This is a genomic window from Rodentibacter caecimuris, assembly GCF_010587025.1.
Taxonomy (GTDB): Bacteria; Pseudomonadota; Gammaproteobacteria; order Enterobacterales; family Pasteurellaceae; genus Rodentibacter; species Rodentibacter caecimuris.
The window spans coordinates 177,625-190,972 of the sequence record NZ_CP040863.1 but is presented as its reverse complement, the minus strand read 5'-3'; the positions used below and the strand labels follow the sequence as shown (position 1 = coordinate 190,972).

At 41.5% G+C, this 13,348-nt stretch carries 12 protein-coding genes; all 12 read left to right on the top strand.

Going from position 1 to position 13,348, the window contains the following annotated elements; translation table 11 throughout:
• Positions 1-179 precede the first annotated feature (179 nt).
• The 12 genes from FEE42_RS00920 to FEE42_RS00865 all read left to right on the top strand — a co-directional run bounded on the left by FEE42_RS00920 (position 180) and on the right by FEE42_RS00865 (position 13,300).
• Positions 180-860, top strand: a complete 681-nt coding sequence (locus tag FEE42_RS00920) for a TIGR00153 family protein (RefSeq protein ID WP_059365288.1) — start codon at positions 180-182, stop codon at positions 858-860.
• A 25-nt stretch (positions 861-885) separates the two neighbouring features.
• Positions 886-2,148 (top strand): inorganic phosphate transporter, encoded by a 1,263-nt coding sequence (locus FEE42_RS00915; RefSeq protein WP_164027474.1) that lies wholly within the window; start codon positions 886-888, stop codon positions 2,146-2,148.
• A gap of 87 nt (positions 2,149-2,235) precedes the next feature.
• On the top strand, positions 2,236-2,859 hold the full coding sequence (locus tag FEE42_RS00910) for a TIGR04211 family SH3 domain-containing protein (protein WP_077581666.1): 624 nt from the start codon (positions 2,236-2,238) through the stop codon (positions 2,857-2,859).
• A gap of 48 nt (positions 2,860-2,907) precedes the next feature.
• Positions 2,908-4,158 (top strand): multifunctional CCA addition/repair protein, encoded by a 1,251-nt coding sequence (locus tag FEE42_RS00905; RefSeq protein ID WP_135969214.1) that lies wholly within the window; start codon positions 2,908-2,910, stop codon positions 4,156-4,158.
• Positions 4,159-4,224: 66 nt separating this feature from the next.
• Complete coding sequence (gene lolB, locus FEE42_RS00900) at positions 4,225-4,848, top strand: lipoprotein insertase outer membrane protein LolB (protein WP_164027473.1); 624 nt, start codon at positions 4,225-4,227, stop codon at positions 4,846-4,848.
• Positions 4,848-5,765 carry a 4-(cytidine 5'-diphospho)-2-C-methyl-D-erythritol kinase gene (ispE, locus tag FEE42_RS00895; protein ID WP_164027472.1) on the top strand — a complete coding sequence of 306 codons (918 nt, stop codon included), beginning with the start codon at positions 4,848-4,850 and terminating at the stop codon, positions 5,763-5,765. The genes lolB and ispE overlap by 1 nt, the downstream gene beginning before the upstream one ends.
• Before the next feature lie 17 nt (positions 5,766-5,782).
• Complete coding sequence (locus tag FEE42_RS00890) at positions 5,783-6,730, top strand: ribose-phosphate pyrophosphokinase (RefSeq protein ID WP_059365294.1); 948 nt, start codon at positions 5,783-5,785, stop codon at positions 6,728-6,730.
• A gap of 154 nt (positions 6,731-6,884) precedes the next feature.
• Complete coding sequence (locus FEE42_RS00885; protein ID WP_077581670.1) at positions 6,885-8,780, top strand: FTR1 family protein; 1,896 nt, start codon at positions 6,885-6,887, stop codon at positions 8,778-8,780.
• A 23-nt stretch (positions 8,781-8,803) separates the two neighbouring features.
• Entirely contained in the window at positions 8,804-9,322 is a 519-nt protein-coding gene (locus FEE42_RS00880; protein ID WP_077581671.1) for an iron transporter, read from the top strand.
• Between the two features lie 117 nt (positions 9,323-9,439).
• Entirely contained in the window at positions 9,440-10,846 is a 1,407-nt protein-coding gene (locus tag FEE42_RS00875) for a Fe-S-containing protein (RefSeq protein ID WP_164027471.1), read from the top strand.
• A 2-nt stretch (positions 10,847-10,848) separates the two neighbouring features.
• Complete coding sequence (locus tag FEE42_RS00870; protein ID WP_164027470.1) at positions 10,849-12,180, top strand: ABC transporter permease; 1,332 nt, start codon at positions 10,849-10,851, stop codon at positions 12,178-12,180.
• Positions 12,167-13,300, top strand: coding sequence for an ABC transporter permease (locus tag FEE42_RS00865; protein WP_059365299.1), 1,134 nt, complete (start codon positions 12,167-12,169; stop codon positions 13,298-13,300). The genes FEE42_RS00870 and FEE42_RS00865 overlap by 14 nt, the downstream gene beginning before the upstream one ends.
• The last annotated feature ends 48 nt before the right edge of the window (positions 13,301-13,348 follow it).

Sequence of the window (13,348 nt, the reverse complement as noted above, 5' to 3'; positions counted from 1 at the left end):
TAAATATATCTCAACCTAAAGCTAGCCCTTAGCTTTACTCTTGTCAGATTACAATCTGTGCAAGAATTGAGCTTTAGCCAATATGGCGATGGTTGTTGTCTTAAAATCAATTCTATTTCAAATAAAAATCAGGTAATATGCGCACGAATTTCAACCCCCTATTATGGAGTAAATGAGATATGGCAATGAATAATATCCTTGGATTATTTGCCCACTCGCCTTTAAAACCGTTGCAAAAACATTCGGACAAAGTCACTGAATGTTGCAATCTTTTAATTCCTTTTTTTGAAAAAACTTTCTCAAAGGACTGGGAAAATGCAGAAAATATGCGTTTAGAAATTTCCCAACGCGAACGTGAGGCTGATACTCTCAAACGTGAAATCCGTTTGAAATTGCCACGCGGTTTATTCTTACCTATTGATCGTACCGATTTATTAGAGTTGGTCACACAACAAGACAAACTCGCAAACTTCGCTAAAGATATTGCCGGTCGTATGATTGGCCGTCAGCTTAGTATCCCTGAAGAAATGCAGGAAGATTTTTTGAACTATGTTCGTCGCAGCTTAGATTCCATTCATCAAGCTCATTTGGTGATTGAAGAAATGGATAAATTATTGGAAACCGGCTTTAAAGGTCGTGAATTACAATTAGTGAACAATATGATTCAAGAATTGGACAGCATTGAAGACGATACGGATCAAATGCAAATTAAACTGCGTAAGATGCTTTACATCATCGAGAGCCGTTACAATCCGATTGATGTGATGTTCTTATATAAAATCATTGAATGGGTAGGCGTCCTTGCCGACCAAGCACAACGTGTTGGTTCACGTATTGAATTAATGTTAGCGCGTTCATAAAACTAATATACATAGGAAAAAGACTATGGAAATAATTAATCAATATGGTACATGGTTGGTGTTAATCACCGCTGTGTTTGGTTTTTTTATGGCGTTTGGTATTGGCGCTAATGATGTATCGAATTCTATGGGGACCTCTGTAGGGTCAGGCACAATTACAGTAAAACAAGCGATTATTATCGCATTAATTTTTGAATCTGCCGGTGCTTATCTTGCCGGTGGCGAAGTCACGGAAACCATTAAAAGTGGTGTGATTGACCCTATGCAGTTTGTCGATACACCGGAAATTCTTACGCTCGGCATGATTTCCGCCCTCTTTGCTTCCGGTGTTTGGTTATTTATCGCAACCAAAATGGGGTGGCCGGTTTCCGGTACACATACTATTATCGGTGCAATTGTTGGCTTTGCTTGTATCACGATCGGGCCCGGCTCGGTGGATTGGTCAACAATCGGTAGCATTGTAGGAAGTTGGTTTGTGACACCTGTAATTGCAGGGATTTTGGCTTATGCCATTTTTGCCAGCACACAAAAGCTCATCTTTGATACGGATCAACCGCTGAAAAATGCCCAAAAATATGGCCCTTACTATATGGGTATCACTATCTTTGTGCTTTGTATCGTAACAATGAAAAAAGGTTTGAAACACGTTGGCTTACACCTGTCTAACGGGGAAACATTAGTGATTTCATTTGCGATCAGCCTGATAGGGATGATTTTCTTTCACTTCTATTTCCGCAGCAAAACCTTCGCTCAATCTGCAACAAAAGGCACATTTGGTGCGGTCGAAAAAGTATTTAGTATTTTAATGCTCTTAACCGCCTGCGCTATGGCGTTTGCTCATGGTTCTAATGATGTAGCAAATGCGATTGGCCCGCTTTCAGCCGTAGTATCTATTGTTGATGAAGGAGGCAAAATTGTTTCGGGCGGTACTCTGGCTTGGTGGATTCTGCCACTGGGTGCACTAGGTATCGCAGTAGGGTTAATTTCCATGGGGAAAAAAGTGATGGCGACAGTAGGATCGGGTATCACCGATTTAACCCCAAGTCGTGGTTTTGCTGCTCAGTTTGCCACCGCGATGACGGTGGTTGTGGCTTCGGGTACAGGTTTACCGATCTCCACAACACAAACTCTTGTTGGGGCAATCTTAGGTATCGGTTTTGCACGAGGTATCGCCGCCTTAAACTTGACAGTAATCCGCAATATCATTAGCTCATGGGTCGTCACACTACCGGCGGGCGCTTTCTTTGCTATCATGATTTTTTATATCTTGCGGGCAATTTTTCACTAATTAAAAAAAGTGCGGTTAAATTTAATCGCACTTTCTTTCTTAATTACGGTCTGTAGCAAAGTGACTTAAAATAATTAAAGGATAACTATGCCAAAAATTTCCTCAATACTGACTCAATTTTTACTCCCTAGCGTTTTACTCGGTTCAGTAATAAATTCTGCTTATGCGGAAACCCAATACGTGACAGAAAACCTCAATACTTATCTCCGTCGCGGTGCTGGCGACCAATTTAAAATTGCCGGAGCGATTCAAGCCGGTGAACAAGTAAATGTATTAGAACGACAAGGCAAGTATAGTCTCATTCGTGACAGCAAAAACCGTGAGGCTTGGATTTTAACTGCCGAACTAAGCAATACACCAAGCAGCAAGCTTGAAAATCCAAAATTAAAAGCCCAAATTCAGGAATTAACATTAAAACTTAATCATTTAGACAATGATTGGCAACAACGCACCGTAGAAATGCAGCGGCGTACCAAGCAGTCCGAGCAACAAAGCAGCGAATTATTGGAACAGAATTCCCAGCTCAAACGCGAGTTAGAAATTACCAAAAATAAAAATCGCGATTTAGAAGCCATGCTTGATGTCAGCAAACGTGAAATTGCAATCCAATGGTTCATTTACGGCGGTTCGGTACTTGGTGTCGGATTATTACTTGGCTTAATTATTCCTCATATTTTACCAAGACGTAAACGCCGTGACGGCTGGGCATAATCAATCGCACCGAGCAAATGTTCGGTGTTTCTTTTTTAGGGGAGATCAATGGAAATTTATTTAGTCGGCGGGGCGGTTCGCGATCAATTATTAGGCTTACCGGTAAAAGATCGCGATTGGGTTGTTGTTGGTGCAACCGCCGAAACTCTATTAGTTCAAGGCTACCAACAAGTCGGTAGAGATTTTCCGGTTTTCCTTAATCCCGATACCAAAGAAGAATATGCCCTTGCACGCACTGAACGCAAATCCGGTAACGGCTATACGGGGTTTATTTGTGATTTTTCGCCAAACATAACATTAGAACAGGATCTCATTCGACGTGATCTTACAATCAATGCGATGGCACTTGATGAAAAAGGCAATCTTCATGATCCTTATCACGGAAAAAACGATTTAGATAATCGAATTTTACGCCATGTTTCCCCAGCTTTTGCAGAAGATCCTTTACGGGTGCTACGTGTTGCCCGTTTTGCCGCACGTTTCCATCATTTAGGGTTTAAAATCGCACCGGAAACACTGTCATTAATGGAAAATCTGGCACAAAGCGGTGAACTGTCACATCTAACGGCTGAGCGTGTTTGGTTAGAAACAGAAAAGGCATTGAATGAAAAACACCCTGAGATTTATTTTGAAGTGCTACGTAAAATTGGTGCTTTGAGTACCCTTTTTCCTGAACTTGACGCACTTTATGGCATACCGAATCCGGTACAACATCATCCGGAAATTGACAGCTTTATTCACACCATGTTGGTATTGCAACAGGCAGTCAAACTGACACAGAATCATCCTGAACTCAACCAAAGTGCGGTGCGTTTTGCGGCGATTTGTCATGATCTTGGTAAAGCCCTTACCCCCAAAGATATTCTTCCCCACCACTACGGTCACGAACAAGCGGGCATTAAGCCAACCCGTCATCTGTCTAAACGATTAAAAGTATCAAACTATTATCAAGAACTTGCCGAACTCACTTGTGAATATCACACACACATTCACAAAGCTTTTGAACTTCGCCCCGAAACAGTGATGAAATTATTCAATCGCTTTGATGTATGGCGTAAGCCACAACGTTTCCAAGAATTTCTGTTAGTTTGCCTTGCCGATACACGAGGCAGAACCGGTTTTGAAATGCGAGAATATCCACAACGAGATTATATCAATGCCTTATTAAAAGCCGCTGAAAAAGTGGATGTGCAACAGGTGATCGCAGACGGTTTTGAAAAACAAGAAATTCGGAATGAGTTAAATCGTCGTCGGATCAAAATAATCAGTGAGATGAAAAGAGCCTATCAAGCGCAATAAAAACAGGCTTTACTAAATAGTAACGACCTCTTACAATAAGCACAGTTTTTTGGCTAAACAAAACCTATGAAAGCATTAAAATTTTTAACCGCACTTTTTATCACCACAATTCTTACCGCCTGTACATTGGATTCAGAGCGTCCAACCAATGTACAATACCTTGATAAAACCGATGCGGCTTGGTTGCAACATTTACAAAAAATAGAAAAAATCCAACAATATCGTGCCAAAGGGCAAATCGGTTACATTAGTCCGACAGAGCGTTTTTCCAGCCGTTTTGAATGGCAATACCAACATCCACAATTCTATACGCTTAAATTGTATTCTCTTATCAGCAAATCCACCTTACTTCTTGAAATGCGCCCGCAGGGTATGACGATTTCCGATAACAATGGCAATCGACAATCGGCACGCAATGCAAAATTATTGCTACAAGAGATGATCGGTATGGATATTCCCTTAGAACACCTTGCTTATTGGCTAAAAGGACAACCTGCTGTCAATTCCGACGATTATAAAGTCGGGCTGAATCACTTACTTGGCGCATTCAGCTATCCCCTTGACGGTTCGATTTGGACTGCTGACTATTTAACTTACCATACTGAAAATACTATGCCGGAAAATATCCTACTAAAAAATAAAAATACCTCCCAGACCCTCAAAATTCGTGTGGACGAGTGGGTATTTTAATGAAAACACATCAATTTTCGACCGCACTTTCTTCACAACCTTCACTAGGAAAACCCTGCCGTTTTCCTAGTCCTGCAAAACTTAATTTATTCCTTTATATCAACGGTAAACTACCAAACGGTTATCACGAACTCCAAACCCTGTTCCAATTTCTTGATTTCGGCGATTGGCTTGAGATCAAGGTTAGAGAAGAAGATAACAAAATTTTAATTTCACCGAATATCACCAACCTTAAAATAGAAGATAATCTGATTTATCGCGCGGCAAAATTATTACAAGAGAAAGCAAAAATTCGACAAGGCGCGACCATTCGTTTGGAGAAAATACTTCCCATAGGCGGCGGTGTTGGTGGCGGCTCGTCTAATGCAGCAACAACATTAGTTGCATTAAATTATCTGTGGCAAGCCAATTTATCACTTAATGAACTTGCCGAACTGGGGTTAAGACTGGGTGCGGACGTCCCGATTTTTGTCCATGGTCATGCCGCTTTTGCGGAAGGCGTAGGCGAAAAAATCACTTACTGCTCCCCTGCTGAAAAATGGTTTGTGGTATTAAAACCGGAAAGTTCCATTTCCACTGCGGTCATTTTTAATGATCCGAATCTACCGTGCCATACCCCAAAACAAACTTTAGATGTGCTGCTTGATTCGTCTTACGAAAACGATTGCCAAAAAATTGTGCTAAATCACTATTCAGACGTTGAAAAAGCCCTAAACTGGTTGCTACAATATGCCCCGGCAAGATTAACCGGAACCGGTGCTTGCGTATTCGCTGAATTTGACAACGAAGCAGATGCTCAAGCATGCTTTCAACAAAAACCAAAAGAATTATTCGGTTTTGTAGCAAAAGGACTCAATGTTTCGCCTTTACATCAACTGTTGAAATGCCACAATCTCCCTAATTCATCTACAATCTAACCTGAGGTCATAAACTAATGCCAGACATTAAACTCTTCGCAGGGAATGCAACGCCTGAACTTGCAAAACGTATTTCCGAACGTTTATATATTTCCCTTGGTGATGCGACAGTAGGTCGTTTCAGTGATGGCGAAATTCAAGTTCAAATTAACGAAAATGTGCGTGGTGCGGATGTATTTATTATTCAATCTACCTGTGCGCCGACTAACGATAATCTCATGGAATTAATCGTCATAGTGGATGCCTTACGCCGTGCGTCGGCAGGCCGTATTACTGCCGTAATTCCTTATTTCGGCTATGCGCGCCAAGATCGTCGCGTCCGTTCCGCCCGTGTACCGATCACCGCTAAAGTTGTCGCCGATATGCTTTCCACTGTCGGTATCGATCGCGTGCTAACCTGTGATCTCCATGCCGAACAAATCCAAGGTTTCTTTGATGTGCCGGTCGATAACGTATTCGGCTCACCTGTACTCATTCATGATATTTTGAAAAAAACCGATCTTGAAAATCCGATCGTTGTTTCTCCAGATATCGGTGGCGTGGTACGTGCCCGTGCGGTAGCAAAACTATTAAACGATACCGATATGGCGATCATTGACAAACGCCGTCCACACGCTAATGTCGCACAAGTTATGCATATCATTGGAGATGTAGCGGGACGTGATTGTATTCTTGTAGATGATATGATCGACACCGGCGGTACATTATGCAAAGCGGCGGAAGCCCTCAAAGAACGTGGTGCAAAACGCGTATTTGCTTATGCAACCCATGCGGTTTTCTCCGGTGCGGCGGCCAAAAACCTTGCAAGTGGCTCAATTGATGAAATTGTCGTCACCGATACGATCCCGCTTTCAGCCGAAATGAAAGCACTTGGAAAAGTACGTGTGCTGACCCTTTCTTCTATGCTGGCCGAATCGATTCGTCGTATTAGCAATGAAGAATCCATCTCTGCGATGTTTAACTAATATCGATCAATAAAAAGTGCGGTCAAATTTGACCGCATTTTTTTATGTTCTCCTTTTCCCAAAACTTGCCCTACATCACAAAATAACAGTTGAGATTTTTTCATATTAGAGGATAATACGCAGAAATAAGAATAAATTGCATTTGGAGCTTTCAATGTTGCGTGTTGTGCGTTATTGCGCAGTATTATTTACTTTTTTCTTTTCTCAACTGGTTTTAGCACAAGATAACTATCAACAATGGGTAGCGGATATTACAACAAGGTTAGACAAAACAACCGCATTCCTCCAACAAAATAATCCTGATGATGCCCGAACCGAAGTACAAATGGCGTATTTTGAAGTCTTTGAAAATTTAGAAGGCCCGATTCGCATTAATTTTTCCGCTCAGAAAAGCTATCAAATGGAATCCACCTTTGGCGAAATTCGTAAAATGATTGGAGAAGGCAAGCCCCTAGATGAAATTCAAGCCAAAATTAACGGGTTAAAACAGGCATTACAAGAGGTATTACCCGCTTTAGCAGAAGGTCATCAACTTAATGCTGACAGCCAACATAGCGTCTATCAAAATGATCAGATTTTGCCTTACTGGCAACAGAATTTTAAAACCATTGATGATTTAGTGGCACAAGCCATTGAGGCTTATGAACAAGGCAATTTCGCCAAAGCCAAACAATCCTTTCAACAAGCACAATATGACGGCTATAAAAATTCAGAAATGGAAATGGCGGTACGCACCCACCGTTCTTCCGAACAATCCGCCGCGATTAATCAACAATTCTACAATTTAATTCGTTTAAGCGAACAAGCGGAGCAAATGACGGAAATCGCCTATCAAAGTACAAACCTTCTACAAGATATTGAAGAATTACTACCGGCATTGCCGACCACCCGTGAAGAACAGAATCAACCGGATAATAACGCGCAATCAGTAGAAAATCAGTCGCAAGATTGGCAAAAAATTGCCGATCAAGTCAATCAAGGTATCCAACAAGCTATTTCACTTTATGAAAAAGGCGAACAGAAAAAAGCCATTCTTTCTGTACAAGACACCTATTTTGACATATTTGAAAACAGCGGAATGGAAAATAAAATCGGTTCTCGCGATAGTAATTTCAAAGCAGAAATTGAAGGCTATTTCACACGTATGGTCAGCCTAATGAAAGCCAACCAAGGAGACAAATTACAACCCCAAGCAGAAGGCTTAGCCCAAAATTTATCCAAAGCCGTCAATATGTTACAGGGGGGAGAACAAAGTGATTGGTCATTATTCTTATACAGCCTGTTAATCATTCTACGCGAAGGCTTAGAAGCTTTACTCATTGTCGCAGCTATTGTGGCATACCTCGTCAAAAATAACCATCGAGATAAATTGCCAACCATTCGTCAATCCGTTTATGTTGCCCTTGTAGCAAGTGTCATCACTGCTTTTATTTTCCAACTTATTTTTGAAAACTCCGGTCAAAATCGAGAATTGTTGGAAGGTTTCACGATGATGATTGCCGTCGTTATGCTTTTTATGATGAGTTACTGGCTTCTTTCTAAAGTTGAAGCACAAAATTGGAAACGTTATTTAGAAGGCAAACTTTCCACCGCATTAACCGCAGGCTCTTTGGCCGGCTTATGGCTCACCAGCTTTTTAGCGGTTTATCGCGAAGGGGCGGAAACCGTCTTGTTCTATTACGCGCTTGCCAGTGATGCAAAAAGTGCGGTCGGTATAGCTTATCTTTTTGCCGGTTTTCTTGTCGGTGTATTGCTACTGGCAATTTGCTATTTCATCATGCGTTATAGCGTGGTGAAACTTCCTCTTAAACCGTTTTTTATGTTCACCGGCACATTTATGTATCTAATGGCATTTGTATTTGCCGGCAAATCTGTCTTAGAGCTGATTGAAGGAAAATTATTTGAACCAACCTTAGTGAACGGCATACCGGAAATTTCGTGGTTAGGCATTTATCCTTATCTAGAAACATTAATTCCACAAGGCATTTTAATCATCGCTGCACTTTTTGCTTTAGCCGTTATGAAATACCAAAGTAAAAAAGCAGCATAACCTTAAATCTCAGGAGATCTAATATGAAAAAAGCACTAATTACGACCGCACTTACCGCCGGTTTATTTGCTGCAAGCGCACAAGCCTTTACCGAATATCCTATCGGTGAAGCCGTGACAATGAATGATATGGAAATTGCCGCCGTTTATCTGAAACCGATTGATATGGAACCGCGCGGTATGGGCTTACCTGCTGCAAAATCCGACATTCACTTAGAAGCGGATATCCACGCAGTGAAAGGTAATAAAAACGGATTTGGTGACGGCGAATGGATGCCTTATCTCACAATCAATTACACCTTAGTCAATACCGATACCGGCGAAAAACAAGAGGGTACCTTTATGCCAATGGTTGCCGGTGACGGGCCGCATTATGGTGCAAACGTAAAAATGATGGGTGTGGGTAACTACAAATTAACCTATCATATCGATCCGCCGTCAAAAGCCGGTATGCACCGCCATACGGATGGAGAAACCGGTGTAGGTCGTTGGTGGAAGCCTTTTGATGTAAACTATGAATTTAAATTCACAGGAATTAAATAATCCTTTACAACGTGCGTGAATAGATTATATTCACGCACAAATCTATCTACCATAGAGACTTAACCAAATAATATGTTGTGCCAACATATTTTATCACGATGATATTTTTTGACTTATATGACTTACTTTTTCGTTTTTCTGCTTCAATCGCTCTTACCTATTTCAATTTTACTCGGCGCCTCCTGGGCAATAAAACCAACTACACCCGGTTCAAAAACAATCATTTGGTTAAGTCTTTTCGGCTTAATAAGCGGTGTGACATTACGTCTTATCTTGCCAACCAGCCAAGTGGCAAATCTTATCGTCACCGTCATTTTTCTAAGCGCTTTCTTACTTTTTGCCCTCAGTCAATGGACAAATTCAAGCAAACTGGCTCTGTGTTGGCAATTTATCTTAATGCTGATTGCAGGTGCGACTTGGGCAAAAGATCCCAATATCACCGCACTTACCAATACGGATATTATTAATACTGATTTTATCTTGAATCTCAGCGCGGTTATTTTTGGTGTCATTTTATGCTTTGCCGTATCAACATGGCTCTACTTCTTACTTAAACAACAGCAAAAAACAAAAGGAAAATCCACCGCACTTTTTGCGCTGAGTTTTGTGCTTTGGTTCGCCTTAGTGATACCACTGGCGGGCGAATTATTACTTATTTTTATGAAATTACAGCTAATTGAACTCACCAAAGTGCGGTTAAGTTTTGCCGCAAAATCAGGGGCTGTCACGACTTGGCTTAATGTTATCTGCCTTTCTGTCATGTTCATAAACTTAGGGATTTTCATCTTTCAAACTCATGTTAAACGGGCTTTACAAGCCAAAATTGAACAAGATCCTATCGAAAAACGCAAAAAATTAGCATTGGTGCAAATATCAAAACGTCTGATTAATTGGGGAACATTGGCAATAATTTTTATTGGCGCAAGCCAACTTTATTGGGTACAAGTGGCTTCACGCCCACCACAACTTTCCGAAGCCGTACCCGTTACGCTGAATCAAGCACAACAAGTCCGTATCCCGATTGAACAAGTAAAAGACGGAAAACTACACCGATTTGTTTGGATCGCAGACGATGGCAAAGCCGTACGCTTTTTTATTATTAACCGCCAGCCGAATAAGCTCAGTCTTGCAGCAGTATTTGATGCCTGTTTATTATGCGGTGATCAAGGTTATGTGATGCAAGGTAATCAAGTCGTCTGCGTAGGATGTGGCGTCCATATGTTCATTCCGTCCATTGGCAAAGCGGGGGGATGTAATCCCGTACCGATTGAAGATTGGCAACAAACGGAAAATGAGCTTATTATTCACCGCACCTCATTGGAAGACGGGCTTAATTTATTCAGCACTATCGTAGAAATCGAGGTGCAGGATCCTATTAGTGGCAAAAAATTAAAAAATACCCAAACGGAACATAAATACAGCTTTGAAAACCGTACTTATTTCTTTGAAAATGAAGAAAATCTTGAACTGTTCCGTAATAGCCCTGAAAAATACCTCAGCAATGAAAATGGGAAAGAGGAATAACAATGTTAGCGAGAATGTTATTTCAATCTTGGCGTTTTGGTATCAAGCGAAAATTATTAGCCATTGTCACCATTTTCTTGGCAGCCGGTTTAGTCTCCGCCTTGCTTGCCGTTTCTATTGATATTGGCGATAAAATGGCAAAAGAACTAAAATCTTACGGCGCGAATATTTTGATTGAACCGGCAAGTAATGCTGCCTTACCGGATGAACTCAATACAAACATCGCCCTTTCCGGTCAAGATTTTCTTGATGAAAAAGAGCTGCCGAACATTAAAGATATTTTCTGGCGTAATAATATTGTCGGCTTTGCCCCTCAATTAACGGCAACCGTTAATGTAATAAAAACAGCGGAAAAATCGACCGCACTTTCAGACTCTGTTTCAATTCTAGGCACCTTTTTCGATCACAACATTGCGATTCCCGATGAAGAAGATTATCACACCGGGCAACGTATTATCAGCCCTTATTGGCAGGTGCAAGGCAATTGGGTAAATGATGAAAATGACAATTTCGGTGAAATCATTCCTGTTCTTGCGGGCACGCAGCTTGCCAAAGTGAACGGCTGGAAAATTGGCGATACACTTCATTTAAGCTATCAAGAAAAAGAGTTTTCTGCTCAACGTGCGGTCAAAATTCAAGGTATTTTAACCACAGGTGGAACGGAAGATAATCAACTTGTTATGCCGTTAAGTGCAGCTCAAACCCTACTGGGTTTAGAAGGTAAAGTCCAATCGGTGAAAGTTTCCGCCCTCACCGTACCGGAAAATACCCTCTCCCGTAAAGCTCGCGCCAATACCGATGCCCTTGACGCGGAAGAGTATGATCGTTGGTACTGCACTGCCTATGTCTCTTCGATTTCCCATCAACTGGAAGAAGCCATCTCCGGTGCGATTGTGCGTCCTATTTGGCAAGTTGCCGCCTCCGAAGGCGTGGTCATCAGCAAAATTCAGTTATTACTCTCAGTCGTCACGCTTGCGGCATTAATTGCAGCGGCAATGGGTATTGCCTCGCTGATGAGTTCCAGCATTATTGAACGAAGCAAAGAAATCGGTTTAATGAAAGCCTTGGGCGCTTACCAATGGCAGATCGTTCTGTTGTTTTATTGCGAAGCCGTATTAAGTGCATTAATTGGTGGTATCTTGGGATGTTTAGCCGGTTGGAGCTTGGCAAAATTTATAGGTATCACACTCTTTGGCGTACCGCTCAGTTTTGCTTGGATTGTGATCCCTTGCGTACTGGTACTGTCAATATTCATTGCCCTGATTGGAACTTGGTTCCCCGCACATCGTATTGCCAAACTTTATCCTGTTGAGGTGCTTTATGGCAGACAATAACAGTATGTTTTGGCGGCTAATTTTCCGTGCGCTTCGTCTGCGTTTACAACGGGTGATGATTATTTTTACTGCCTTAACGGTGGGAGCAGGCATTGTTACCGCCATGGCGGCCGTTTATTTCGATATCAACACCAAAATGAGCCAAGAACTTCGTACCTTTGGAGCCAATTTCTATATCGGTTCGACAAAAGGCGAAATGGTTTCTGTGAGTCAAATTGATGAAATTTTGCAACAAGCGCCACAGGGATTAATCACCGCAGCCAGCCCCTATCTTTACGGCGTAACACGCAGTGAGTTGGAAAAAATCGTTATTATGGGCGTTCGTTTTGAAGATATGCGGGTTTTAGCCCCTTATTGGCAAATTAGCGGTTCCGCCATTAATGTGAATTTTGATGATCGCAATGCAATGATTGGTAAAACCCTTGCCGAACGCCTTAATTTAAAAATCGGCGATAAACTACAACTGTCAAAAAATGCGGTAGAAAAACATCAATTCACCATTAAAGCTATTGTAGAAGCCGGTGATGCCACAGATAACATGCTCATCGTCAATCTTGATTTTGCGCAGAATTGGTTGGAAAAAGAAGGGCTTGCCAACAATGCGCTACTCAATGTCAGAAATGAACTGGGGCAGGTCGATCAGTTTGCAGAAAATATTATGCAACAATATCAAGATCTCACCGCCCACCCGATCCGTAAGGTTTCCGCCTCGGAAGGGCAAATTTTAGATAAAATCAAAGGGCTAATGGGACTAATCTCTTTAGTGATTTTAGTGTTGGCTACACTTTGTGTGAACACCACATTGATCGCAATTGTCGGCGAACGAGCCAAAGAATTTGCCCTACAAAAAGCATTAGGGGCAAAACAGTCGGATATTATTAAGCAAATCTGTACAGAAATTCTTATTATTGCCGTCTGTGCCATTTTAGTCGGATTAATATTTGGTTATTTACTCGCTCAGATTTTAGGCTTAACGGTCTTTAAATCTTATATTGATATGCGTTTACCGGTCTTCCCTATTACCATTATGCTCTCCTTGTTGGTCGCATTTATCGCCGTTATCCTACCAACACGTCGTGCATTAAGTATTCAGACGGCGAATGTATTAAAAGGTGAATAAATCTAAGGCATAGATTGAGAAAAAATCGCCTAACAAAATAAAAGAGAA